At 61.1% G+C, this 24847-nt stretch carries 18 protein-coding genes, 1 tRNA gene and 1 riboswitch; of the genes, 10 read left to right on the top strand and 9 right to left on the bottom strand.

What is annotated here, in order from left to right; translation table 11 throughout:
- Window positions 1-3: 3 nt before the first annotated feature.
- The gene (gene rtcR / locus AC2YI2_RS28570; RefSeq protein ID WP_487389930.1) at window positions 4-1614 is read right to left on the bottom strand and encodes an RNA repair transcriptional activator RtcR; all 1611 of its coding nucleotides are present in this window, start codon (window positions 1612-1614) and stop codon (window positions 4-6) included.
- Between the two features lie 208 nt (window positions 1615-1822).
- On the opposite strand from rtcR, the gene AC2YI2_RS28565 reads away from it, so the two are divergent.
- From AC2YI2_RS28565 to AC2YI2_RS28555, 3 genes are all read left to right on the top strand, one after another.
- Window positions 1823-3376 carry an RNA-binding protein gene (locus AC2YI2_RS28565; protein ID WP_487389929.1) on the top strand — a complete coding sequence of 518 codons (1554 nt, stop codon included), beginning with the start codon at window positions 1823-1825 and terminating at the stop codon, window positions 3374-3376.
- A gap of 939 nt (window positions 3377-4315) precedes the next feature.
- Window positions 4316-5743: an RtcB family protein gene (locus AC2YI2_RS28560; protein WP_487389928.1), complete on the top strand. Its 1428-nt coding sequence runs from the start codon at window positions 4316-4318 to the stop codon at window positions 5741-5743.
- A gap of 105 nt (window positions 5744-5848) precedes the next feature.
- Window positions 5849-6265 carry a nuclear transport factor 2 family protein gene (locus tag AC2YI2_RS28555; protein ID WP_487389927.1) on the top strand — a complete coding sequence of 139 codons (417 nt, stop codon included), beginning with the start codon at window positions 5849-5851 and terminating at the stop codon, window positions 6263-6265.
- A 63-nt stretch (window positions 6266-6328) separates the two neighbouring features.
- On the opposite strand, the gene AC2YI2_RS28550 is transcribed toward AC2YI2_RS28555, so the two are convergent.
- Complete coding sequence (locus AC2YI2_RS28550) at window positions 6329-6760, bottom strand: hypothetical protein (protein WP_487389926.1); 432 nt, start codon at window positions 6758-6760, stop codon at window positions 6329-6331.
- Between the two features lie 173 nt (window positions 6761-6933).
- Between AC2YI2_RS28550 and AC2YI2_RS28545 the strand changes: the two genes are divergently transcribed.
- On the top strand, window positions 6934-7605 hold the full coding sequence (locus tag AC2YI2_RS28545) for a TetR/AcrR family transcriptional regulator (RefSeq protein ID WP_487389925.1): 672 nt from the start codon (window positions 6934-6936) through the stop codon (window positions 7603-7605).
- On the opposite strand, the gene AC2YI2_RS28540 is transcribed toward AC2YI2_RS28545, so the two are convergent.
- Both AC2YI2_RS28540 and AC2YI2_RS28535 read right to left on the bottom strand, forming a co-directional pair.
- Window positions 7606-9282 (bottom strand): ABC transporter permease, encoded by a 1677-nt coding sequence (locus tag AC2YI2_RS28540; RefSeq protein WP_487390027.1) that lies wholly within the window; start codon window positions 9280-9282, stop codon window positions 7606-7608.
- Between the two features lie 54 nt (window positions 9283-9336).
- Window positions 9337-13497: an ATP-binding protein gene (locus AC2YI2_RS28535; RefSeq protein ID WP_487389924.1), complete on the bottom strand. Its 4161-nt coding sequence runs from the start codon at window positions 13495-13497 to the stop codon at window positions 9337-9339.
- 225 nt (window positions 13498-13722) lie between these two features.
- On the opposite strand from AC2YI2_RS28535, the gene AC2YI2_RS28530 reads away from it, so the two are divergent.
- Both AC2YI2_RS28530 and AC2YI2_RS28525 read left to right on the top strand, forming a co-directional pair.
- Window positions 13723-14184: a phasin family protein gene (locus AC2YI2_RS28530; protein WP_487389923.1), complete on the top strand. Its 462-nt coding sequence runs from the start codon at window positions 13723-13725 to the stop codon at window positions 14182-14184.
- A 202-nt stretch (window positions 14185-14386) separates the two neighbouring features.
- A tRNA-His gene (locus AC2YI2_RS28525) sits at window positions 14387-14463 on the top strand.
- 93 nt (window positions 14464-14556) lie between these two features.
- Here the strand turns inward: AC2YI2_RS28525 and AC2YI2_RS28520 are convergent.
- The 3 genes from AC2YI2_RS28520 to AC2YI2_RS28510 form a co-directional block, all read right to left on the bottom strand.
- On the bottom strand, window positions 14557-15060 hold the full coding sequence (locus AC2YI2_RS28520) for a hypothetical protein (RefSeq protein ID WP_487389922.1): 504 nt from the start codon (window positions 15058-15060) through the stop codon (window positions 14557-14559).
- A 57-nt stretch (window positions 15061-15117) separates the two neighbouring features.
- Complete coding sequence (locus AC2YI2_RS28515; RefSeq protein ID WP_487389921.1) at window positions 15118-16899, bottom strand: IlvD/Edd family dehydratase; 1782 nt, start codon at window positions 16897-16899, stop codon at window positions 15118-15120.
- Window positions 16900-17194: 295 nt separating this feature from the next.
- A complete protein-coding gene (locus tag AC2YI2_RS28510; protein ID WP_487389920.1) occupies window positions 17195-18379 on the bottom strand; it encodes an O-succinylhomoserine sulfhydrylase in 1185 nt (394 codons plus the stop codon).
- Between the two features lie 47 nt (window positions 18380-18426).
- A riboswitch (SAM riboswitch) is annotated at window positions 18427-18505 on the bottom strand.
- Between the two features lie 69 nt (window positions 18506-18574).
- On the opposite strand from AC2YI2_RS28510, the gene AC2YI2_RS28505 reads away from it, so the two are divergent.
- Window positions 18575-19669 carry a 2'-deoxycytidine 5'-triphosphate deaminase gene (locus tag AC2YI2_RS28505; RefSeq protein WP_487389919.1) on the top strand — a complete coding sequence of 365 codons (1095 nt, stop codon included), beginning with the start codon at window positions 18575-18577 and terminating at the stop codon, window positions 19667-19669.
- Window positions 19670-19673: 4 nt separating this feature from the next.
- Here the strand turns inward: AC2YI2_RS28505 and AC2YI2_RS28500 are convergent, their stop codons facing one another.
- Together AC2YI2_RS28500 and AC2YI2_RS28495 are read right to left on the bottom strand one after the other, a co-directional pair.
- Window positions 19674-20477 carry an ion transporter gene (locus tag AC2YI2_RS28500; protein WP_487389918.1) on the bottom strand — a complete coding sequence of 268 codons (804 nt, stop codon included), beginning with the start codon at window positions 20475-20477 and terminating at the stop codon, window positions 19674-19676.
- Window positions 20478-20541: 64 nt separating this feature from the next.
- Window positions 20542-21894 (bottom strand): HD-GYP domain-containing protein, encoded by a 1353-nt coding sequence (locus AC2YI2_RS28495; RefSeq protein WP_487389917.1) that lies wholly within the window; start codon window positions 21892-21894, stop codon window positions 20542-20544.
- A gap of 247 nt (window positions 21895-22141) precedes the next feature.
- Between AC2YI2_RS28495 and AC2YI2_RS28490 the strand changes: the two genes are divergently transcribed.
- The 3 genes from AC2YI2_RS28490 to AC2YI2_RS28480 all read left to right on the top strand — a co-directional run bounded on the left by AC2YI2_RS28490 (window position 22142) and on the right by AC2YI2_RS28480 (window position 24656).
- A complete protein-coding gene (locus AC2YI2_RS28490; protein ID WP_487390031.1) occupies window positions 22142-22792 on the top strand; it encodes a hypothetical protein in 651 nt (216 codons plus the stop codon).
- Complete coding sequence (locus AC2YI2_RS28485; RefSeq protein WP_487389916.1) at window positions 22674-23390, top strand: tyrosine-type recombinase/integrase; 717 nt, start codon at window positions 22674-22676, stop codon at window positions 23388-23390. Before AC2YI2_RS28490 ends, AC2YI2_RS28485 begins: the two co-directional genes overlap by 119 nt.
- A gap of 492 nt (window positions 23391-23882) precedes the next feature.
- Complete coding sequence (locus AC2YI2_RS28480) at window positions 23883-24656, top strand: hypothetical protein (RefSeq protein ID WP_487389915.1); 774 nt, start codon at window positions 23883-23885, stop codon at window positions 24654-24656.
- Window positions 24657-24847 lie beyond the last annotated feature (191 nt).

Raw genomic sequence — 24847 nt, 5'->3', positions numbered from 1 at the left:
CCATCAACGGGTCGAGGGGCCATGCAAGTCTTCAAACCTCAATCCAAAGCGACCGAGATATTTGACCAGCCGGTCAGCATCGTTGGCACTCTTCTTCTCGAGGCGTGACTGCGCGAAGAGCGCGCGGCCGGCAGCACTGGCCGATGGCTGGCCACGGCAGATGCGGATAACCTCGGTGAGTTGGACGGCATCAAACCGGTCGATGGTTTCCGCCGCTTCTTCGCCCAGCAGGTCCGCGATCAAGCGGCGGCCGTCATCTTCGTCCGATCCGCGCCAGAAGGCCTTGAGCCGCGCCATCTCGTCGTCCACCACTTCGCGCGTGATGCGCCCCTGCGGCGCCAGCGTCGCCATGCGCGTAACCGAGGCCGAAAGGTCGCGGAAGTTCGCGCTCCAGGCCGATTCCGGGCCGGTGGCAAAGGCGAGATAGCGGTCGCGCGCCTCCTTGTTGAAGGTCACGTTCTGCCCTTCCTTCTCCAGGAAGCGGCGCAGTTCGAAATCGAGATTGGGCTCGATATCCTCCTTGCGGTCGCGGAGCGCGGGAAGCCGGAAGGTCCAGAGATTGAGGCGGGCATAGAGATCCTCGCGGAACCGCCCTGCCCGCACCGCCTCGCCGAGATCGCGGTTGGTGCCGGCGATCAGTTGGAAGTCGGCAGTCGTCTCGCGGTCGGCACCGACCGGCAGGAAGCGCTTCTCCTCGATGGCGCGCAGGCACATGGCCTGCTCGTCGAGTCCGAGCTCGCCGATCTCATCGAGGAACAGCACGCCCTTGTCGGCCGATTTCATCAGGCCGGCGCGCTCGCCCGAGGCGCCGGTGAAGGCGCCCTTCACATGGCCGAACAGCGCCGACATCGCCTGGTCGCCGCGCAGGGTGGCGCAATTCACCTCGACGAACTGGCCCGTCACCTTCCGCTCGGACTTCTTCAGCTCAAAGATGCGGCGCGCGAGCTGCGACTTGCCGGCCCCGGTCGGGCCGGTCAGCAGCACTGGTGCGGTCGACCGGATCACCACGCGCTCGATCTCGTCGATCATTCGGTTGAAGGCCGGATTGCGGGTCGAGATGCCGGACTTCAGGAAATTGGTGGCACTCACCTGCTCCGAGGCGAAGCGCTTGGCAATCTCGTCATAACGCGAGAGATCGAGGTCGATGATCTTGTGGGTACCGGCATAGTCCTGCCCCGGCTCACGGTCACGTGGAGGCGATAGCTGCAACAGCCTCCCCGGAATGAGCCGCGCCTCCGTCAGCAGGAACCAGCAGATCTGGGCGACATGCGTGCCCGTGGTAATGTTGACGAGATAGTCCTCACTGTCGGGATCGAAGGCATAGCTGCGGGCGAAGTCGCGGAGGTTGGTATAGACCTCCGAGAAATCCCAGGGGTCGCGCAGATTGATGATGTGCTGCCGCACCTCCGTCGCCGGCGAGACGATCTCGATGTCCGAGACGATGCGCTTCGCCAGTTGGTCCGCATGATTGTCGCGGATCATCTCCATCCGATCGATGAACAGGCCCGGCTGCTGGCAGAGGCCGACATTGGGCCGCCAGCGGCTCCAGCGGTCTTCGCTGCGGCCCTGATCGAGTGTCGTGCCGAGGATGGAGATGGCGACGCGTCGCTTCATGATTATCCAAAATTATAAGTCCATATCCTATCGACTATAAGGCGAAGTCAGCGATTTTCAAGCGCCATGCATCTGGCGCGCCACCGCGGAAATTTTACTCGTTTAAAATCAAATACTTGAATGAAAGATCGTAGCGCCCACACGGTGAAACCGTAAACTGGCACGTCCCTTGAAAGGTAACTGGCACGACAACGAAAGAGGTGCTGTCATGGTCAACAAAGCGATCTTCAAGACATATCTCGGCAAGTTCCTGCCGGGAGCCGACACGAAGAACAAGGAAGGTGCTCCGGCCTACAAGATGGGTCCGCGTGAGGCACTCGCCCAGTATGCCGTGACGGGTACCTTCAACGGCACGTTTTACGCCGATGGCGCCGAACAGCTTGAAGCGATCCGGGCGCTGGCGCTCGAGGTCGAGCCGGAATTCCTGGCCAAGGTTGCGATCTACGCCGCCGAGCATGGTCATATGAAGGACATGCCGGTAACGCTGCTCGCTATCCTGTCCTGGCTCGACAGCGAGACCTTTGCCCGCGCCTTCCCGCGTGTGGTGAAGAGCGGCAAGATGCTGCGCGGCTTCGTCCAGGTCATGCGTTCGGGTGCCGTCGGCCGGAAGTCGCTGGGGACGCGTCCGAAGAAGTTGGTCGAGGCCTGGATCGAGCGGGCAAGCACGGAGCAGTTCATGCGCGCCATGGTCGGTAGCGACCCGTCGCTGGCCGATGTGATCAGGATGGTGCATCCGAAGCCGGCCACGCCGGAGCGCAAAGCGCTCTATGCCTGGGCGATCGGACGGCCCTATGATTACGAGGCGCTGCCCGGGCTCGTGAAGGCTCTCGAGGCCTTCAAGCGCAACCAGGCGTCGGCCGTACCGGATGTGCCGTTCCAGCTTCTCACGGCTCTGCCGCTGAAGCGGAACCATTGGACCGCGATTGCCCGCAAGGGCAGCTGGCAGATGGTCCGCCAGAACCTCAACACCTTCGCACGCAAGGGCGTGTTCGAAGAGGCTGGGATGGCGAACCTGGTCGCCCGGCAGATGGCCGACCCGGAGGAGATCCGTAAGGCCAAGGTCTTCCCCTATCAGTTAATGATGGCGTGGAAGATGGTCGACCGGGCGGTGCCGGAGAAGGTGCGTGATGCGTTGGAGGACGCGATGGAAGTCGCAATCCGCAACGTTCCGGAAGTGTCGGGTCGCGTCGTGTTGTGCCCCGACGTCTCGGGCTCGATGAGCTCGCCGGTGACGGGTTACCGCAAGGGCGCCACGTCGCAGGTTCGCTGCATCGATGTCGCGGGCCTGATGACCGCGGCCTTCCTGCGGCGCAACCAGACGGCGCGCGTGCTGCCGTTCGAAAACGCCGTCGTGCCGGTTGATCTCAACCGCCGCGACTCCGTGGTGACGAACGCGGCGAAGCTCGCAAACATCGGCGGCGGCGGAACGAACTGCTCGGCTCCGCTTAAGATGCTTGCGGATGAGCGCGCGAAAGTCGACCTCGTCGTGTTCATCTCGGACAACCAGTCCTGGGTGGATGCGCGGCCGAAGGGTCAGCCGACGGGCATGATGGCGGAATGGGCACGCATCAAGCGGCTCAACCCGGCAGCGCGGCTCGTCTGCGTCGATATCCAGCCCTATGAGACCACGCCGATAGAGGCCGGTCCCGAGGTGCTTGCGATCGGCGGCTTCTCGGATGCGGTCTTCACCGCGATCGCGGCCTTCGCCGCGGGCAAGGGTGGCGATCACTGGGTCAAGACGATCGAGGCGATCGATCTTTAAGAAAACTCCGCGCCGTCTTGTGAACGGCGCGGGGACGGCCATGACGAATGCTGGATGAAACTACAGGCTGTTAACCTCCAGGTCGCGGGTTCGAATCCCGCCGGGTCCGCCATCTCTATGGACCCGTAGCTCAGCGGACAGAGCGGGTTGTTTCTCCGATTTTGTCGTCATGGCCCACACGAAGTGCATGATCCAGGCGAATGCATGGAAAACTCTTTGGCCGCGGCAGGTTCAAATCCTGCAGGGCATCCTTGGATGCCGTATGCAATGATAGCGGGTGACGTTTTTCGAGCTCTCGTCGCCATGGATCGACCGAATGAAGGACCGACGAAATACGTCGTAACGAATGCGTGAGGAACTCCATTGGTAGCCCGCAAGGGTCGCGGGTTCGAACCCCGCCCTCCGTGAGGGGGAAGGTTTCTCGCAACCGTTGTCGTCACGACCCGCGAAAGGAACAACAAAGCAACGGCATGACGAATGCTGTGGGAACTACAGGCCAATCCCTGGGTCGCGGGTTCAAATCCCGCCGGTGCCTCGGCGCCGTAGCTCAGTCTGGCAGAGCAAGGGAATATGTTTCCACGACTCTCGTCGTCATGCCCAGAGTGTCGCAGAACTGCGGCGAATGCCGGACGGAACTACAGCCTCCAAGTTGGATGGCCTGGTGAGGTTCGACTCCTCCCCTTGGCGGCGCTCTCTGGCACGAGCGGGGTCATCTGGTTTCGTCTATTCTTGTCGCCGCTGCAGAATTTGCATACCCCCGGCGAATGCCGGCAGGACTACAGGATAGAGCGCTCCCGTGAGGGAGAGGCCGGATGTTTGATTCATCCCATGCTTCCGTTTCGGCGGGAACATGTAGCTCAGGAAATGTCCTGCCAAACGTTGTCGCCGGGTTCGACGACCGAAGTGAACAGAAGGACTGCAAAGAAGGCAGAGAAGACGATGATCGAGATTGTAAGCGGACAGGATTTGATCGACGCCGGTATGGCCCAGGGCAAGTGGTTTCGCCCCGCGCTCGATGCCGCCAACCAGGTGCTTCGCGAGGGCGGTTCGCGCTCGGACGCGATGGATGCCGCACGCGCCCATGAACCCGCGCCGACGATCCCGCTGCAGGACGCCGGAGGCGTGCCGGTCCATGTCAACATCCGCGCCGAGAACGACCATGAGCGGCAGAATATCGAGGCCGTCCGCGCCAGCATGCGGGCGCTCGTCCGCACGCCGGTGGTGAAGGCCGCCGCGATCATGCCCGATGCCTGTCCGGCCGGCCCGATCGGCACGATTCCCGTCGGCGGCGTGGTGGCGTCAGAGGCGATCCATCCCGGAATGCATTCGGCGGATATCTGCTGCTCGATGGCGATTTCGGTCGTGCCCGACGCAGAGCCGAAGGATCTGCTCAATGCCGTCCATGCCATAACGCATTTCGGCGGCGGCGGCCGTCCGCGCGATGCGCAGTTCAAGCCTTCCATCGAGACGCTCATGGCCTTCCAGGACAATCCGTTCCTCAAGGATGTGATCGGCACGGCGATCGAACACTTCGTGACGCAGGGCGATGGCAACCACTTTGCCTATGTCGGGCGGATGAAGTCGTCTGGCGAGACCGCGCTCGTGACCCATCACGGTTCGCGCGGGCCCGGCGCCCGGCTCTATGATCGCGGCATGAAGGTGGCGAACAAGTTTCGTAGCCAACTCTCGCCGGAAACCGCGCTTTCCAATGCCTGGATCCCTGCTGATACCGAAGAGGGCGACCTCTACTGGAAGGCGCTGCAGACGATCCGCCAGTGGACCAAGGAAAACCACTATGCCATCCACGATCTGTCGGTGGAACGCCTCGGCGCGAAAGTGTCCGACCGCTTCTGGAACGAGCATAACTTCGTCTTCCGGAAGTCGGACGGGCTGTTCTACCACGGCAAGGGCGCGACCCCGGCCTTCGACGGCTGGGCGGATGACGCGACGGACCTGACGATCATTCCGCTCAACATGGCGGAGCCGATCCTCATCGTCCGTGGCTCGAATGCGGCTCATGGGCTGGGCTTCTCGCCGCATGGCGCGGGTCGCAACTTCTCGCGGACGGGTCATATCCGTCAGCTTTGCGAGGAATATGGCGCCGATAGCCGTGGTCTGAGCGAGAACAACATCGCCGCGGTCATGGCGAGGGAAACCGCGGGCCTCGACGTCCGCTTCTATGCCGGCGTGCCCGACGTCTCGGAACTGCCCTCGGCCTACAAGAATGCGGCGGCAGTGCGCGCACAGATCAGCGAATTCGGCCTGGCCGAAATCGTCGACGAGGTGATCCCTTACGGCTCGATCATGGCAGGCGACTGGCAGAGGGATGCGCCCTGGCGCAAGAAGAAGAGGGATAGGGCCGCCTGAGGCGGCCCTTCCAGAGCCTGCTCAGTTGGATATTGCGCCGGTCGGCAATCTTGCAATCCTCAGAGCGCAGGAGCAAGATGCCAACAACCAATGAGGGAGGCCAGCATGGCGGATCGCATCGCAATGGAGAATGCGCTTATCGATTTCTACGACGCACGCGGGAACAGAGATCTCGAGAAGGCAATGAGCTTCGTTCATCCGGATTGCTGTTTCCGGATCGTAGGAACCGAGAGCCTAGGCCCATTCACCCACGCCGTGCGCACCGCCCCACTGATCAATGAGGCGGCGGCCGTACTCTTCCAGATGTGGGACCTGAAGGGAATGCGCACCGTCAACGCCTATTTTGACGGTGACGTCGCCCTCGTTCACCGGGCCGGACGCGTGACGCATCTGCCAACGGGCGCATCATTCGAAAGCGAGTTCATGGACAAATTCACCTTCGAGGACGGCAAGGTCGTCGAATACCTGCAGTTCGTCGACACCTATCAGATCGCCAAGGTTGCAGGCTTCGGCGCGGCTTGACATCTCATGAGATGCAAACCGAGCATGACCGGCAGGCGCCCGCCAGGCGGCGATGTCGCACGCTCAGAACCGCTCGGTGATCCAGCCCACGATATCGAGTGCAGAGACCGAGTCCTCGAAGACGCCGGAGAGATCGTTGCGGACGATCACGCGACGACGATCCTTTTCTTCAGCGACGAGCACGACACGGCGCGCCACGCTGGTTTTGGGATCAGCATCGATCAGCACACCGGATAGGCGGATCGAGCCCAAATATTTCGGCACCTGCTCGATAAGCGCGAGCAGGTCGTCGACATGCTCGACCTCGATCGCATCGGCAAGCGACGTGTAATGCGATCCATCGATCTCCTCGCCGACGTAAGTTCCGAGCATTTCGAGCATTTCGCCTTCGCCGCTTCCGACGAGGAAAATTCTCGCATCCCGATCCAGCCGGCGGGTACGGCCGAATTCCTTCACCCGGCTCTTCGTCGACAGATCGATACTTCCTGCTTGCATTGGGGTTCCCCTCGATTTGTTTTTCGCCCTCACTCGAATTAAGCAGAGATTTCCTCCAATGAGCAAGCTTGTTTCTTGGAGGCGTTCTGCCGTAAGAGCCTAGGTAAGAGCATAGAAGCGGGAGAGTTGGAAACCGGCCTTCCGCAAACGTCGCGATCAGGGGAAGCGCACGGATGGAAAAAGAGAAGCGAGGGCGGACCTCGTCCAGCCCGGTGACGCGCGCCAACGGCGATCAAACCAAGGAGAAGATCCTTGACGCTGCCGAGGAACTCTTCGGCGAGAAAACCTTCGACACCGTCTCCCTGCGCGATATCACCAACCATGCCGGCGTTACGCTGGCCCTTGCGAGCTATCATTTCGGGACCAAGGACAATCTCTTCGTCGCAGTCGTGGCGCGACGCGCCGCCATGCTCAACAACATGCGTGTCGAGCGTCTCGAAGAGCTCGATGCGGCAGGCGTCACTGACGTAGGCCCCTATATTGACGCGTTCATAGGCCCGCTTCTGAAGCAGGCATTGAGCGGTGAAGAGGGTTGGAAATCCTATGTCGGCCTGATCTCCAAGGTCGCGATGACCAACCGCTGGAGCGAGCTCGTCAAGGCGAATTTCGACGAGACGGCCAACAGGTTCATGATCAAGCTGCGGACCCTACTGCCTGACCATTCCGATGAAGCCCTCTTCCGCGGCTTCGCATTCTCGCTGCAGCTCGGCCTGCAGGTGATCACGCAGAACCAGCGCGTCGACTCGCTCTCCGGCGGTCGCTATTCGGGCAGGGACCTCGAAGCGTCCTATGCCGTCGCGCTGCGATACATGACATCCGGGATGATGGGTCTGGCGAACGGATAATTACCGGCCTCGGTCCAGACTCCGCGACACCATGACGACCGGGATCAGCCCCGCCAGCACGATGATGAGCGCCGGTACCGCCGCGTCGGGAACCTGCGAGCGCGACGCATCTTCGTAGACCAGCGTCGCCAGCGTGTTGAAGTTGAACGGCCGAAGCAGGATCGTCGCCGAGAGTTCCTTGATCGTTTCGATGAAGACCAGAAGTGCCGCCGTCAGCACCGCGGGTCGCATGACCGGAATCAAGATGCTTCTCACAGTCTGAGGTCCGGTGCGGCCGAGTGTCCGGGCCGCATGGTCGAGGCTGAGAGGCAATTTGTGAAATCCCGCATCGACCGTACCCTCGGCCATGGTAAGGAAGCGGGCGGTCAGCGCATAGACGATCGCGAACATCGTGCCGGACAGTATGAGCCCGGGGCTCCAGCCAAACCAGGATTTTATCAGGGTGGTCAGCGCATTGTCGAGCGAGGCAAGCGGGATCAGCACGCCGATGGCGAGCACCGTACCCGGCACCGCATAGCCCAGTACGGCCGAACGGGCGGCAAAGCCCGTGACCCGGCTGCGGCCGACACGCGCGGAATAGGCGATCACGAAGGCTAGCGTGACGGCGATCGTTGCGGTGATCACGCCCACCAGAACCGTGTTGCCCAGCGCTCCGGCAAGGCGCGCCGTGAACAAAGTATCGAGCCGCCTGACGGCATAGCCGCCAAGCACGAATGCGGGGACAAGGAAGCCAGCCGCCACGGGCGCGAAGCAAAACAGGGTTGCCAGCCATTTCGTTGCGCCCTTGAGACGAACGCGCGCGGTGTCGTGCACCGAATGCGTGGTCTTCGCGCCGGCAAAGCGCTGGCTGCGGCGCGCCCAGCGTTCCGCGACCACCAGGAGAACGACGATGACCAGCATGACGCAGGCAATCTGGGCGGCGCCGGAAAGGCTGCCGCGATTGAGCCAGGTGTCATAGATCGAGAAGGTCAGCGTGTTGACGCCGAGATATTCGACAGCGCCGATGTCGTTCAGCGTCTCCATCATCACCAGGGTCAGCCCGGCGACGATCGCCGGCCGCGCCATCGGAAGCTGCACGCGAAAGAACACCTTGAGCGGTGCGGCGCCGAGCGTGCGCGCGACATCCGCCGCGGCGCGGCCCTGGAGCAGGAACATCGACCGGCAGGCGAGGTAGACATAGGGGTAAAGCACCGAGCCCATAACCAGCGTCGCGCCGCCGACCGACCTTATATCTGGAAACCAATATTCGCTCGGCCGGGTGAAGCCGAACACTGCCCGGACTGCAGACTGCAGTGGGCCAGTGAAATCAAAGAACTCGCCGGCCGCATAGGCCGCGAGATAGGTCGGCATGGCCAGTGGCAGCACGAGCGCGACCGTCAAGATCCTTCGGAAGGGGAAGTCGAAAGCTATCGTCAACCAGGCCGCGAGGATGCCGGTCACCGCCGTGGCCAGGCTGATCAGGACAAGCAACGTGGCGGTGCGCATCAGAGCGCGTGGCAGCACCGTGCCGGCGACATGGGCAAGATCCCCGGTGCCACCGGTGACCGCAAGCCAGACAATGGCAATGATCGGTGCGGCGACGGCGAGCGAGAAGAGGATGACGGCCACTTGCAACACCGGTGCATGCCGCCGCCGGAGCGGACGGCTCTCAGCCGGGATGGTGGAGGTGGCAGGCACGGTCAAACTGGCATTCTCCGGTCAGGTTTCAACCGGCTTTTATGCCTGAGGCAATCAGTCCGCAAGCACGCGCTGGGGCGGGAAAGTGATTTCGACCAGCGTTCCTTCGTTGGGGGCCGAGTGGATGGAGAAGGTCGCCCGGTTGGCCTCGGTCATTGCCCGTGTGAGCGGCAATCCGAGCCCAGTGCCGTCGCCGCGCTGGCGTGTGCCCGAGGAAACCTGCCCGAACGGCTTCATCGCCTGATCGAGCTCGGCCTTGGACATGCCGACTCCGGTGTCGCGGATCCTTAATGTCACCGAGCCCGAGGATTCGTAAGCCGTCGAGACGACGATCTGCCCGCCCGACGGCGTGTAGCGAATGGCGTTGGCGAGGATGTTGAGCGCTATCTGCTTGATGGAACGCAGGTCGGCAACGACATCGGGAACCGACTGCGACAGCGATGTGCGAATAATCACCCGCTGGGCATTGGCCTGCGGCTGGACGAGCGAGACTGCTTCCGAGATACATTCATTGATGCCGACGGCGGCGAATTCGAGATCCATCTCGCCCGCCTCGATCTTCGAAATATCGAGCAGGTCGTTGACGATGTCGAGCACGTGCCGGCCGGACCGGCCGATATCGGCGGCATATTCGACATAGCGTGGATGGCCTGCCGGGCCGAAATGCTCGTTCGCGATCATGTCGGAGAAGCCGATGATGGCGTTGAGCGGCGTGCGGATCTCGTGGCTGACGCGGGCGAGGAAATCGCTCTTATGCTGATTGGCAGTCTCGGCGGCGCGCTTGGCGGTGCGGAGTTCCTCTTCCGAGCGTTTCCACTGCGTGATGTCGCGGATGACGGCGCAATAGCTGTTGGAGCCCGGCATGCGGCCCATGGTCATGAAGAGCGGGATGAAGCCGCCGGAGGCCTCGCGGCCAATGAGCTCGCGGCCGTCATTGAGCACGCTCGCCACGCCATGGCCCGCGAGACCGGCGAGGTAATCCTGCACCGACTTCTGGCTCTCATGGGCAAACAGCATGGCAAAGGGCTTGCCGCGCGTTTCGTTGTCGTCGAAGTTGAAGAGTGCTGACGCCGAACGATTCATCGAGCGGATGCGGCCCTCGGTGTCCAGCACGATCACGCCGTCGGTCGCAGTCTCGAGAATCGAGTGCAACTCATCGACCTCGACCTTAAGTGCGGACAGTCTGCGGGCAGCATCGCTCTCGCCGATAATCTGCGGATCGGTCGTCACCGCGGCCAGCGTGCCGGCCGCCGGCGTCAGTGCCAGCATCAGCGCGCTTGAGCCTTCGTAGCGCACCGACTGAAGCCGGGCAGAAACGAGGACCTGCATGCCATCGGAGCGGACGAGATAGACTCCGGCGTCGGGGCCTTCGCGGCGCGTGATCAGCGCATCGAGGCCCCCTGCCCGATCGAGATCATTGATCGACTCGTAGCCGGTCAGCCGATGGAACTCGCTGTTCGCCTCGATCAGCCTGTCGCCCGCGTGGATCAGGATCGCCATCGGCACCTGATCGAGCGCGTAGGCCGTCAGCCCGGGCCCCGTGCCCAGATCCTCGAACAGAGTCTGCACGCCCTGTTCGTCGAGCTCCGCACCGTCGTCCTCGAAATCGCCGGCATCGTCGTCAGTCGCCTGCACGGCGTCGCCGCCCTGCACAAGCGCATCGTCGAAACGATCGTCGGCGCCTTCCTCCGAGTCCTCGGTCTGCAGCAGCCCGCTGGTCGATTTCAGAATGTCCTCGTTCGGCCGCTTGCCGAAGGGTTCGAGCTGGCGGGCGATCTCCTTGAGTGCGGCCTGCTCGCTGGCGCTCAACCCGTCGCGCGTGGCCTTGGCCCTGCGCTCCTCGAGCTGGATGATCTTGTCGGAGAAATTCGCGAGCGGAGTGGAGACCATGTCGAGCGCCGGCACTTCGCCCCGGAATGCGTCGGTCGGCGTCTTCGCATCCTCTGATGTTTCGTCCTCCACCGCGCGCTCAGCGGACGCCGTCGCCGGGGATATGGTGAGGCCGAAGCCGTTCGGATCGCTCTCGGCATCGCCGACGCGGATGATGCCGAAGCCGCGGAAGCCGTCAAATTCACGGTTGCGCGAATAGGTCGGTAGTGCAGCAAGGTCGACCGGCACGACAAGGTCGGTGCCTTCAACTGGCCACTTGATGGTGCGGCCCGACCAGGTGTCGCGCCGATCGAGAAGGCCGGTTATCTGCTGTCCGGGATCAAGGTCGAAAAGGGCCGCGAGATCGCGGAACGACTGGCCGACGATGTTGCCCGAATGCGGCCCGACCGTGCGGGCGAATTCGTCCGAAACCTCGGCAAAGGTGCCATTGGCGTCGAGCTTCCAGACGAAGCGCACCGGCCGCGTGCGCCGATCGAAATGGAAGCCTTCGACATGACCCGCCTCGATGGGCGGCTCCTCGGACGCCAGTTCCGGCTCGGATACAGCTTCCGGCTCGTTCTCCTCAGCCTGCGCCTGTGCTTCCTCGAACTCTTCGGGGGCCTGTTCGGCCGTGTCACTGCTTTCGGCGACATCGGCGGCAAGCTCGGGAGATTCGACGTCGGAGGCCACGACGACGGCGGAGTCGCTCGAGGATTCGGCGATGTCGGCAGCGAGTTCTGTCGGTTCACTCCGCTGATCGGCCGCCTCGTCGCCAATATACGACTCGTCATGCCCGGCGACCTCATCGCTGGCTTCGGCTTGTGGCACGGCCTGCGAGGCATCGAATTCAGGCTGAACCGGGATTTCGCTCGTCGCAGCTTCTTCGGACTGGGATTCCTGGAACTCCTCGGGCACCTCTGCGGTGTTATCGGCGGCCTCGGCGATGTCTGCCGCCAACTCGGGCGAGTCGACTTCTGCGAGCAGCGTCGCCGGTGATTCGACAGATGCATCCGCCATGTCGGCCGCAAGGTCGGCCGAACCGATCGACGTTTCGGGCACCTGCTCTTCGATCTCGTTCACATCCAATGATGCGGCCTCGATCTCCTCCTGCGAAGCGCCATCAATGGCGGCGAGATCGCCGATGTCTTCCTCGGCCGCTCCTTCCTCGATGTCGGAGATGCCGGCTTCATCAGCATAAGCGAATGTTTCGTCGATCTGGTCCAAAGCTGCGGAAGCGACCTCGGTCCCGGCAACCTGCTCTTCCCCGGCCTCGTTGACATCCGACGATGCGGCCTCGACCGCGTCTGCCGAGGCGCCATCGATAGCGGCCATATCGCCAATGTCTTCCTCAACCGCACCCTGCTCGATTTCAGGGATGCCGATTTCAACTGCTTGGACGGGAGCTTCCCCGATCTGCTCCAAAACAGCAGAGGAGATCTCCGTCTCCGTGATCGGTTCTTCCGCGACAACCGGCTCTTCAAATTCGGATGGCTCGGTCGCCGGCTCATCAGCCACTTGGGCGTCGGCCGCCAGCATTTTGGCCGGAGCGCTGTCTTCGGCTGGCGTTTCGTCGCCGGTATCACCCACAACGGCGTCATCGACTTCAGCCGTTTCGGCTTCTGGCTCGTGCAGGAATTCCGCAACCGGCTCCACAACTGCTGGCGTCAGCTCGTGCCGATCCTCCGGCGCATCCATGCGGCCAATCGAGGTCTCGACACAGAACAGCAGATAGAGATCATCCGACAGCCGCCCGATCGCCGCCGGCAGATAACCGGCGCCGGAGGGAACAGGCCGCTTGACGAGACCGTCGGCGCTACGGGCCACCGCAGTGATCAGGAGGCGCGACGTCTCAGGCGACACGCCGAGATGTGCGAAACCCGGCGACGCGACGAGCACCTCTCCATCACGGCCGAGCACCGCCATATGCGTATCGGGATCGTCAAATCCGGAAAGCAGCGCCGACAGGCCGGCCTTGCCATTCGCAGCGGGAGCAGAAAACATCACGGCTTCATCGCGCCCGACGACAACAAGATTGACCTCCGCCTGGACGGCCGAGCTCTTGAAGCCAGAGGTGATGCGCATCGCAAAACCGCGCTTGTCGCCCGGCAGGGAAAGCTGGGCGGCGGCAGCCGCCAGCTGGCGAAACGCCACGCCGCTGCGCTCAGGACCACCCTCGAGCAGATCGTAGATCTCGCGGTGGCCGAACAGCCGCGCACCCTCGCCGTTGGCCCACAGAACATCGTTCATATCGCGGGAAAACAGCACGACCGCATCCCCTGCCGCGAAATGCGTCCTGACGGCAGGATGCACGGCAATATCAATGAACGGATAGTGAACCTGCGGCATTGGCGGGATTCCCGGATACGCAAAACTGGTTAATGCGGCATTAACACCTCATTAATAACTTTTCCGGCGACGGGGGTCCACACTGCCATGCGGGAATTGCATGAAAGGGTTAACATTGCTGCATTGCATTATTATGTTGCACTGCACAAAAAGACGTGCTATATAACGCTCATTGAATAAACAAGGCCGGACAAACGGCCAACCCAATTCCAAGGAGCATGCAACATGGCATTCGTGAAGAAAACTGCTACCGACGACGTCTTCTCCTTCCAGGCCTTCGACCCCTCGAAGCTCTCCGACAACCTCCGTGACCTCGCCGAAAAGGGCTCGGTCAAGACCAAGGAAACCCTCGCCAAGGTGAAGGAAGCGACTGAAGAAGCCTCCAAGACCGTCGAAGCGACCCTTCAGAGCGCCCAGGCTGGCACTGTCGAACTCGGCATGACCGCCATCGGCATGATCCGCACCAACACCGAGAGCTCGCTCGCTCACCTCGAAGCTCTGCTCGGCGTGAAGTCGGTTTCTGAACTCTTCGAACTGCAGAGCGGCTTTTTCCGCAAGCAGGCCGAAACCGCCGTCGAACAGGTCAAGGCTCTCACTGAGGCCTCCAAGAAGGTTGCTGAAGAAGTCTCGAAGCCCGGCAAGGCCGCCACTGAAAAGGCCATGGCATCCTTCAAGCTGAGCGCCTGAAATATCCACATTTCGTGATGCGTCGCATGTAAAAGCGTAGGCCGGGAGCAATCCCGGCCTTTCTGTTCCTGCGGGAACAGCATCGGACACCATGGCGCGATATAGCTATGATCAAGTTGGAAAAAAGTGGCCGAGGGGCTTGAAAAAAAATCTTTCCCCTCGTATGTCACCCCCATGAATGCTAAGGCATTCGAATGGATGTGCGGTTGTAGCTCAGTTGGTTAGAGCGCAGGATTGTGGCTCCTGAGGTCGGAGGTTCGAGACCCCCCAACCGTACCATTCCATCTCTCTGTTTCACCTAAAGATGCAGTCCTTAACGCAAAGACAGGGGCTGTCGGTGCGCGTTTTCGCCACGGTCCCGCGGCGAGAATCTTAACAAAACACTACCACTCCGCGCTTGTTCTCTTCGCATGTGCAGCATATTAGTTGCCTGTCCAAGGAAGGGACAATCAGTATTGGCGCCCGACGGCTTCGCCAGGGCATGATACGAAGGGACCATGTATGAACATATCTCTCAATCATCTCGATCAACCCGAAAATGAAATTATCGACGTCCTGAGCGTCGGAAATCGCGTTAAGAAGATTCGCCAGACGGCTGGCTATAGCCTCGAAGATCTGGCGGTCACGTGTGGCCTGACGAGCGCGGAAATCTCGCGTATCGAAGATGGCATTGAGATCGATATTCAGCACCTCAAGCGCATAGCGCCTGCGCTCCAGACCTCCGTCTCGAGCCTGATCGAGGGCAATGCCTGAACTCCTGATCGCCGGCCCCTGCGGGCCGGCCTTCGCGGCCTGGAACAGCGCGAGCGCAAACACCGGGCAAGCCTCGAAAGTCCCTCGGAAAATCCGCCCGCGCCGCTTCTCGTGCGGCATCATCCCCCAGATCCCGTTCGATATTGAGCCACCCTCTGCAGCACTCGATCTCGTCCTGGCTCAGTGATTGTGCCTCGGCGGGTTCTTCGCGATCTGCCGGAAGTCTGTGGCGCCTTCGAGCGTGGCGCCCTCGGCCAGCGAATTGACCGTCCTGCGATAGAGCCGCTGCCAGGGCGTGGCATCCGCCGGGACGGCGGGAATGCCGTCGCCCTTGCGCCGCTCGATCTCGGCATACTCCACCAGCATGTCGCAGCGGCCGTGGTTGAAATCGATGCGGATCACATCGCCGGTGCGGAGCCAGGCGAGACCACCGCCGGCCGCACTCTCGGGCGAAGCGTTGAGGATCGACGGGCTGTCCGCCGTCCCCGACTGCCGGCCATCGCCGATCGTCGGCAGGCTCTTGATGCCGCGTTTGAGCAGGTGGTCCGGCGGCTGCATGTTGACAACCTCGGCCGAACCCGGCCAACCCTTCGGTCCGGCACCGCGGATGACCAGGATCGTGTTCTCGTCGATACCCAGTACCGGGTCGTTGATGCGGGCGTGGTAATCCTCGGACCCGTCGAACACCACGCATTTGCCCTCGAACACACCTTCCTTGCCCGGCTCTTCAAGATAACGCCGGCGGAAGTCGTCGGAAACCACGCTCATCTTCATGATGGCATAGTCGAAGAGATTGCCCTTCAAAACCAGGAAGCCGGCGCGCTCCATCATCGGTGCGGCGTAGGTGTAGATCACCTCACGGTCGCTGGCCTCGCGTCCCACGAGATTCTCCGCCATGGTCTTGCCCGTGATGGTGCGACAGTCGCCGCTCAGCTTGCCGTTATGGAGCAGTTCCCACATGACGGCCGGCGTGCCGCCCGCGCGATGGAACCGTTCGCCAAGATATTGACCCGCCGGCTGCACATTGGCGAGCAGCGGGATGTCGTAGCCGTGGACCTGCCAATCCTCGGGATGAAGCTCGACGCCGGCATGCTTGGCCATGGCGGCGAGATGAGGCTGGGCGTTGGTCGAGCCGCCGATCGCCGAATTGGTCCTGATGGCATTGAGGAAGGACTCGCGCGTCAGAATGTCCGACGGCTTCAGGTCCTCATGCACGATCTCCACCGCGCGTCGGCCGGTGCGATAGGCCATCTGGCCGCGCTCGCGATAGGCGGCCGGGATGTTGCCGCAGCCGGTCAGCGACATGCCGAGCGCCTCGGCCAGCGCATTCATCGTCGAGGCCGTGCCCATCGTGTTGCAATGGCCGATCGACGGGGCGGAATCGAGCACCGCCGACATGAACTCTTCCTGGTCGATCTCGCCGGCCGCATAGCGTCGCCGCGATTGCCACAACGCCAGGCCGGAGCCAGCAAGCTTGCCGTCATGCCAGCCGTCGAGCATCGGCCCGCCCGACAACACAATAGCGGGAATGTCGACCGTCGAAGCCGCCATGAGCGCGGATGGCGTGGTCTTGTCGCAACCGGTGGTCAGCACCACGCCGTCGAAGGGATAGCCGTAGAGCAACTCCACCAGCCCGAGATAGGCGAGATTGCGGTCGAGCGCTGCGGTGGGCCGCTTGCAGTTCTCGAACAGCGGATGGGTCGGGAACTCGATGGCAATTCCACCGGCATCCCGGATGCCGTCGCGGACGCGCTTCGCGAGCTCGATGTGATGGCGATTGCAAGGATTGATGTCGCTGCCCGATTGCGCGATCCCGATGATCGGCCTCCCGGAACGCAATTCTTCCGGGGTGATCCCCTGATTCATGAAGCGCTCGAGATAGATCGAGGTCATGTCGATATGGTCTGGATTGTCGAACCAGTCCTGCGAACGCAGGCGGCGTTTGACGGAATTTTCAGGCATTCGGGCTTCCAGCACGCTAGTGGATCGCCCGAGTCTTAGCGCTCCACGCGCTGCAGCGACAAGGCCGAAGCATTCCATTCCGGCCTTTTGTCGTACAACTGTTCAACGAGTGTGGTAGCGCTACCACGCTTCGTGATCGAGCGCGAGGCCTCCCCGCACCGCCGCCAAAAGAGGCAGGACTTAATTCGCCGCACCGCCCGCACCAAAAGCAGCGTCTCAAGTGGAGGCGCGAAGTCGCATGACGCGAGGCATATCAAACCCCTCGCACTTGTGGGAGGGGTTTGGGGCGGGGTCTTTATTTCCCGATCTTGCTCAGCGCCCGATCAAAATCCTCGATCAGATCGTCGGCATCTTCGATACCCGCCGACAGCCGCAGCAGGCCCGGTGAAATGCCGAGCTCAACGCGTGCATCCTCGGTGAGGTTCTTGTGCGTCGTCGTCGCCGGATGGGTGATCAGGCTCTTGGCATCGCCGAGATTGTTGGAGATCTTGATCACCTCGAGTCCGTTCTGAACCGCGAAGGCCGCGTTCTTGCCTGCCTTGAGTTCGAATGCAACGAGTGTCGAGCCGCCGGTCATCTGGCGTGCGATGATATCGGCCTGGGGGTGATCCTTGCGGCCCGGATAGATGACGCGAGACACGGCACTGTGGTTGGCGAGGAAATCAGCCACCTTGGTCGCGTTCTCCGTCTGCTGCTTGACGCGCAGCGCCATGGTTTCGAGACCCTTGAGCAGAACCCAGGCGTTGAACGGTGACATGGCCGGGCCGGAATGGCGGAAATAATCGTGCAGATTGGCGTCGATCCATTCCTTGTCCGACAGCACAATGCCGCCGAGGCAGCGGCCCTGGCCATCGATATGCTTGGTCGCCGAATAGACGACGATATGGGCACCGAGCTCAAGCGGCTTCTGGAAGAGCGGTGTCGCGAAGACATTGTCGACCACGACCTTGGCGCCGATCTGGTTGGCGATTTTGGAAACGCCGGCGAGATCGACGACTTCGAGCGTCGGATTGGTCGGGCTCTCCAGGAAGAACACCTTCGTGGTCGGGCGGACTGCCTTTTCCCAGTTCGACAGATCCTTGCCGTCGATCAGCGTGCATTCGATGCCGTATTTCGGCGCCAGCGTCTCGACCACCCAGCGGCAGGAGCCGAAGAGCGCGCGCGCAGCGACGATATGATCGCCCGCCTTGAGCTGGCAAAGGATCGCGGCGGTGACGGCAGCCATGCCGGATGCCGTGGCACGGCCATCCTCGGCGCCTTCGAGCAGGCACATGCGCTTTTCGAACATGTCATTGGTCGGGCTGCCGTAGCGGGCATAGATGAAGCCCTCCGTCTCGCCCTTGAAGCGCGCCTCGGCGGCCTCGGAACTGTCATAGACGAAACCCTGGGTCAGGAAGATCGCTTCCGAGGTTTCACCATATTGGGAACGCAGGGTGCCGCCGTGGACGAGTTTGGTTGCCGGCCGCCAGTTCTTGCTCATTTCATCACCTTCAGACATCAAAAAACCGGCCGCAAAAAGCAGGCCGGTTTCCAACGAACCCGGCCTTTTTAGCTACTTATTTTACGTGGCTGCAAGCCGGCCGGCCAAATCACCACGGGACAGATCGGGCTTACTCCATCTGCCCGCTTGCGTCAATTGGACGAGGTTTCTATTGTCCCGGCAAAGGGAGACGAAATGGCCGGCATTCTCGCAGATCGCGCAATAAGAACACTGTTCGACGAAGGTCGGCTCATCGCCGACGTCCCTCTCGATACCGATCAGATCCAGCCGGCGAGCCTCGACCTCAGGCTGGGCTCGAAGGCATTCCGCGTGCGCGCCTCGTTCCTGCCGGGACCCTCGAAACGGGTTGCGGACAAGCTCGACCGGCTCAAGCTGCATGTGATCGACCTCGCCCAGGGCGCGGTGCTGGAAACCGGCTGCGTCTACATCGTGCCGATCCTCGAAACACTCGACCTGCCGACTACGCTTTCCGCCTCGACAAACCCGAAGAGTTCGACCGGCCGGCTAGACATCTTCACCCGCGTGATCACTGACTACGCGCAGGAATTCGACCAGATTCCCGCTGGCTACAAGGGCCCGCTCTATCTCGAAATCTCGCCGAAGACCTTCCCCATCGTCGTGCGCCGCGGCTCGCGGCTTTCTCAGATCCGGTTCAGGAATGGGCAATCGCTGCTCAAGGAAGACGAGATGCTGGCGCTGCATCTCTCCGACACGCTGGTCGCCAGCGACACGCCCGCCATATCGGGTTCGTCGATTGCGCTGTCGATCGACCTTAAGGGCACCGGTGCAGACGGCCTTGTCGGTTATCGGGGCAAGCGGCATTCGGCGGTCATCGATGTCGACGTGAAGGCCGCCCACGATGTCTACGACTTCTGGGAGCCGATCTATAGCCGCGGCCGCAACGAACTGATCCTCGATCCGGACGAGTTCTACATTCTTGTGAGCCGCGAGGCCGTCCATGTGCCGCCGCTCTATGCGGCAGAGATGGTGCCCTTCGATCCGCTGGTGGGCGAATTCCGCGTCCACTATGCCGGCTTCTTCGATCCCGGTTTCGGCCATGCCCAGGCGGGCGGTGCCGGCGCGCGGGCGGTGCTCGAGGTACGCAGCCACGACGTGCCCTTCATCCTCGATCACGGCCAGATCATCGGCCGGCTCGTCTATGAGCATATGGACGAAATGCCGGAGGCGCTCTACGGCTCCGGCGTCGGCTCGAACTACCAGGCGCAGGGCCTGAAGCTTTCCAAGCATTTCAGGGGCACGGCAGAATAGTCCATCAGCCCTGCTTCGCCTGGCGTAGTTCGGTAAGCTCGCGACGGATCTCGCGCAATTCGCGCAGGATTTCCGCCTGCTCCTCCTCCATTTCCGCCTGCGCTTCCTTCACCTCGGCCTCGTGCTCAGTCTGCATGGCCGAGACGATGATACCGATGAAGAGGTTGAGCACGGTGAAGGACGTGGCGAGGATAAAGGGCAGGAAGAACAGCCAGGCCTGCGGATGCTTCTCCATCACGGGCCGGACGATCTCCGCGGCCCAACCCTCCAGCGTCATCACCTGGAACAGCGTGAAGGCCGAGGCGGCGATATTGCCGAAATAGACCGGAAAATCAGCGCTATAGAGTTTCGTCGCCATGACCGCGAAGACGTAGAAGACGAGCATCAGAAGCAGAAAGATCGAGCCCATCGACGGAAGGGCCTGGAAGAGACCGCCGACGACCCGTCGCATCGACGGGATGATTGAGACGAGGCGCAGGACGCGAAGGACGCGCAGAGCACGGAGAATGGACAGCGCACCGCTGGCCGGCAAGAGCGAAATGCCGACGACGAGAAAATCAAATATCCGCCATGGATCACGGAAGAAAGCCGCGCGATAGACGATCATCTTGGCGACAAGCTCGACAACGAAAACCGTCAGCAACGCATGATCGATGAAATACAGAAGCGCAGCATAGTTTGCCATCACAGCAGACGACGTCTCCAGCCCCAGCGTCACGGCGTTGACGACAATGAGCCAGGTGATGACGAGTTCGAAGCCACGCGATTCGATAAGGGCCTTGAGGCGGACCATAAGCGTTCGTTCCATTTGCAATGAGTCGGATTCTCATAGCAAAGGAGCGCCGCGGCGCGGAAGAGACTTTCCGTCCATTTCAGGCCGCAGCCAGCAAATCGGCCCGGGCAATGGCGCGTTCGAGTGCGGCGATGCAGCGCGCGTCGTGCGAGGCGCCCGAACCCTCTTGCAGGATTGCCAGCGCCTTGGAAACCGGCATTGCCGCACGATAGGGCCGATCCGCCGTCAGGGCATCGAAGACATCGGCTGTCGAGATGATGCGCGTGTCGATGCAGATCGCATCGCCGGATATCCCCCGCGGATAGCCTTTGCCGTCGAGACGCTCGTGATGGGCGCCGGCGACGCGGGCGAGATCGGCGAAGACCGCGATCTTCTCGAGGATGGCTTCGGAATGCGCCGCATGCGCCTTCATCGCCTCCCATTCAACGCCGTCGAGCTTGCCGTTCTTGTCGAGGATCGAGTTGCTCACACCGAGCTTGCCGATATCGTGCAGGAGGGCTGCACGCTTCACCCAGCGTCGGCGCGCCGCGTCATACCCCATCTCCTCCGCAATCAGGTCGGTGAAGAGCGCGACCCGTTCGCTGTGGCCGGAGGTAAAGGGGCTCTTCGCATCGATCACGCGGGCGAAGGCGGCGGCGATATCGTCAAGGTAATCCTCGTCCGCCAGGCGGATCGTCTGGCCAGGTTCCAGTGACAGGACGATCTTGTCGAGATCGGCCGAGGCCAGTGTGTCCCAGAATTCGTCGCCATCCGACAGCCTCAGAAAGGTCGCGACGAAGATCGGATCGAACCAGGAGCCGCTGCGTCGCTTGATCTCGTCGCGGGCCGCATTCCTGCCGCCGCTGACATAGAATACGTCGATGACCTGGCACATCAACGCGATGCGGGCGAAGGGCGAAATGTCTTCGCCGCGTAGCCCCTGCGGCTTTCCGCCACCATTATAGTGTTCGTCGAGATCGAGAATGCCATGCGCCACGGCTTCGGAAAAACGCATCTGCCGTGCAATCTCGGCGCCGCGCTGGCAACGTGTCTCGATCAGTTCGCGGGAAATTGTCCCGCCATTCTGCAGGATGTTCAGCACGCCCCGGAACCGCTCGGCGAGCCCCGCCTGCAGGCCGGTATGGCTGAGGACGAAGCCGAGCACCTGGTTGAGGCTGGAATCGACCAGCTTGAAATCACGTTTGAAGGTCAGGTCATCGGCCAGGTAGAGCTCGCAGATGCGCGCGGCATTCGACGAGCAACCGAGATCCTTGAGCAGCAGCGTGTAATAGAGATCGCCGAGGCTCTCGGTCGAGAAGCCGAGCGCCTGACCCATCTGCATGCCGATCCAGCAACAGCGCGTGCAATGCCCCGCCGGCTGGCCCTCCGTCATGTCGAGTGCGTGGCTGAGGGCGCCCATGATCTCGGCGAGACGGATCGACTGCCCTGTCATCAGCTACTGCCCTCATTGCGTTGACAACGCCGGACGCTAGCATGCAGGCGCTGAGAGAGTCTTAACAACCCTTGACAGCGGGCTGTTTGTATCGGAATTGAAAGGCCGTGCGGGTGTAGCTCAATGGTAGAGCAGCAGCTTCCCAATCGCACAGCGTCTGTATGCTGGTTTATTCTGGGGCTTCCTTATACCTCGTAACCCTATGAATGCTATTCGCTTTTCGTAAAACGAACTGTACGACCTTTCCATGCGCTATCCAGAGCGTGATGCGAATTTGCTACGAGGTCGTTTCGCCATGACGAAATTCAAATTCACCGCTGCGTCATTGACGCGCCATTTCGAGGAATTCGGAACGACGTCCAAAACCATAGTTTGGGACACCGACGTCAGGGGACTGGGTGCTTACCGCGCCAATAAAGGCATCTGCACCTTGTTCGTGCAATATCGACTCGCAAATGGCGTACAACGAAAGAAAGTTCTTGGCCGGCTGCATGAGTTCACGGTTGCAAGCGCGCGATCGATGGCAATGGAATATACCCTTGCGGGACGGCATGGGCGTGATCTGGTCGGAGAACGCAAAGCAGTCGACGAGCCGGGATTATCCCTCAGTGATGCATATATGGCACACACAACCGCCCTCAAGAGGCGCGGCGCATCCCCCAATACCCTCCGTCTCAACGCACGTAACTGGAGCGCATCAATAAGCCGTTATAAATCACGCGATCTGGCAACAATTTCCAGGACTGACGTGAGAGCCGGGCATTTATCATGGGACAAACGTGGCCCCACAGTTGCCAATCAAGCTGCTCGGCTTCTCCGGGCAAATAATAAACTATGCGCGAGACAAGCTCACTGCAGTGATCTCCGAAAACCCGTGCCGGGCAATCGAGTTCTTTAAAGAGCGGAACCTACGTAGATCGATAGCGCCCAATGATCTCGCCAGTTGGTGGAAGGCGGTGGGCTCAATAGAAAATCCGATACGTTCGGGCTATTGGAAGCTTCTTCTTTTCACAGGCCTGCGAAAAGAAGACGCGGCGAGCATCCGGTGGTCCGACGTTCACGGGGATCACATTCACCGCCCGCTTCCGAAAGGTGGCGCGTCGAGGGCCTTCGACATACCGCTCACGCCTCAGATAGCGTTAATACTTGGAGGGCTGAAAGCTGTCGGCGTAAGAATGTATCCGAATAGCGAGTTCGTGTTCCCAGCCTCGTCAAGAACCGGGTATTTAGTGGCTGCAAGAGAACCCAATTTCATTCCCGGCTGCTCCCCTCACGATGTCCGCAGGACATACGCCACGTGTTGTATTCAAGCCGGCATTGATCCTTACACGACAAAGCTTCTTCTCAACCACGCAATCGACACAAGCGATGTTACCGCACGCTACATACTGCCCAGTGCCGAATTTCGCACAAAGGCGGCGCACCTGGTCGCGGCCCATATTGAAGCGCTTGTGTCTCAAAGAACGCTGCCGCAGACTGAGACAGGATCGAGCTAGGACGCGCAATACGTGTATTTTGTTTCCTTGTATTTCTAGAATGCCGCTGGCTCTTGACTGCGCCAAAACTTCATAAGTAAATTCACCAGGTGGGGAGCCCCGCGCAGAGGCTATGTTACCCCGCAGAAGACTCCAAAATATAAGCGCTCAACAAACCCATCGGTTCAGCCGGTGCGGAGTGATTGGGCGTATGTTGCCAATTTCGCTCCGCACCATGTGAGATTGCAGGAGCGAACATGATTTTTGCGAGCAAGCACGTCTTAACCACCAAGGAAGCCGCACGGTTTCTCAACATCTCGTATCAGGCCCTCGAGAAAGGTCGATGCGGCTACGGGAGCATCAACCCGCCCTATTTTAGGCTCGGTCGCGGGATCCGTTATGCGTATGACGACCTAGGTGCCTGGCTCGAGGCGCGTCGTAAGTAGGCCCACTGACCCACTGAAATTCAGCAAACAGGAACAGGAGCGTCGTGAAAGCGACGTAGGCGTAGCGATGTCCAAAAACAACATAACAACGATTGCCAACAACCATGCAGAGGAATTGGTGCGCCTATGGCTACCCAACGGGCGGCTGCAGGGTCGAAACTGGTTGGTTGGAAGCACCAGGGGAGAAGCAGGGGATAGCCTCTTCTTCAATTTCGACAAGAAGCTCTGGAAGGACTTTGCAAACCCTGACCAGACAGGTGGAGACATCATTGCGCTGTGCAAGGCTGTTTTCGGAATTGATTTCAAAAGTGCGTGCGAGCGCATAAGAAAAGATCTGGCAGATATGGGACTTGATCCCACGGATGGTAAGGGCCGCCTTGCAGATAACCACGACGCGAAACATGCGGTAGTGCCCGTGCCGGAGAATGCAAAAAGCCCAGATATACTCCTGGGCCGGTGTTTTCCAGACAAGCCCGACTTCCTGCTTCGGAACGTTTGGCAATATCAGGACGGGGACGGCCGCCTGCTCTTTTACACACTGCGCTTTGATCATACTCGTGAACGAGATTCGAAAGGAAAGCCCAGGAAGCTGGTAGTTCCCTACTGCTATTTCGGCGACGCTATGGGTTGGCGGCATCAAGGGTCAGGGCTCAACAAGAACCCTTTGTACGGACTTGCCCGACTTGCCGCCACCGCTGGTAAGAAGGTCTTGCTTGTCGAAGGAGAGAAGACCTGCGACGCCGCTGCTGAAATTTTTCCTGATTTGGTGAGCCTGAGCTGGTTAGGGGGACGGGGCAACTGCAAAGGGCCGACTTCGCACCCCTTGCAGACCGGGACGTGATTTATTGGAGGGATGCAGACAAACCTGGGGACGCGTCCGTGCCCATTATGAGTGAAATGCTTAGGATGGCAGGGGTGCGCTCGCTCAGTTTGGTACGGGTGCCTGATCATTTGCCCCCCTCTTGGGATCTGGCCGACGCCGTGCCGGACGGGATCGATCTGCACCGACTCATAGCAGAGGCTGAGGCGGTT

The sequence above is a fragment of the Rhizobium sp. SRI_017 genome (genome assembly GCF_057586295.1).
Note: the sequence above shows the minus strand (reverse complement) of the source record. Positions and strands in the feature narration are given on the sequence as shown.

Bases quoted from the DNA above. Each gene is read 5' to 3' on its own strand.
- rtcR (WP_487389930.1), bottom strand. From the start codon at position 1,614: ATGAAGCGACGCGTCGCCATCTCCATCCTCGGCACGACACTCGATCAG.
- AC2YI2_RS28565 (WP_487389929.1), top strand. From the start codon at position 1,823: ATGGTCAACAAAGCGATCTTCAAGACATATCTCGGCAAGTTCCTGCCG.
- AC2YI2_RS28560 (WP_487389928.1), top strand. From the start codon at position 4,316: ATGATCGAGATTGTAAGCGGACAGGATTTGATCGACGCCGGTATGGCC.
- AC2YI2_RS28555 (WP_487389927.1), top strand. From the start codon at position 5,849: ATGGCGGATCGCATCGCAATGGAGAATGCGCTTATCGATTTCTACGAC.
- AC2YI2_RS28550 (WP_487389926.1), bottom strand. From the start codon at position 6,760: ATGCAAGCAGGAAGTATCGATCTGTCGACGAAGAGCCGGGTGAAGGAA.
- AC2YI2_RS28545 (WP_487389925.1), top strand. From the start codon at position 6,934: ATGGAAAAAGAGAAGCGAGGGCGGACCTCGTCCAGCCCGGTGACGCGC.
- AC2YI2_RS28535 (WP_487389924.1), bottom strand. From the start codon at position 13,497: ATGCCGCAGGTTCACTATCCGTTCATTGATATTGCCGTGCATCCTGCC.
- AC2YI2_RS28530 (WP_487389923.1), top strand. From the start codon at position 13,723: ATGGCATTCGTGAAGAAAACTGCTACCGACGACGTCTTCTCCTTCCAG.
- AC2YI2_RS28520 (WP_487389922.1), bottom strand. From the start codon at position 15,060: ATGATGCCGCACGAGAAGCGGCGCGGGCGGATTTTCCGAGGGACTTTC.
- AC2YI2_RS28515 (WP_487389921.1), bottom strand. From the start codon at position 16,899: ATGCCTGAAAATTCCGTCAAACGCCGCCTGCGTTCGCAGGACTGGTTC.
- AC2YI2_RS28510 (WP_487389920.1), bottom strand. From the start codon at position 18,379: ATGAGCAAGAACTGGCGGCCGGCAACCAAACTCGTCCACGGCGGCACC.
- AC2YI2_RS28505 (WP_487389919.1), top strand. From the start codon at position 18,575: ATGGCCGGCATTCTCGCAGATCGCGCAATAAGAACACTGTTCGACGAA.
- AC2YI2_RS28500 (WP_487389918.1), bottom strand. From the start codon at position 20,477: ATGGAACGAACGCTTATGGTCCGCCTCAAGGCCCTTATCGAATCGCGT.
- AC2YI2_RS28495 (WP_487389917.1), bottom strand. From the start codon at position 21,894: ATGACAGGGCAGTCGATCCGTCTCGCCGAGATCATGGGCGCCCTCAGC.
- AC2YI2_RS28490 (WP_487390031.1), top strand. From the start codon at position 22,142: ATGCGCTATCCAGAGCGTGATGCGAATTTGCTACGAGGTCGTTTCGCC.
- AC2YI2_RS28480 (WP_487389915.1), top strand. From the start codon at position 23,883: ATGTCCAAAAACAACATAACAACGATTGCCAACAACCATGCAGAGGAA.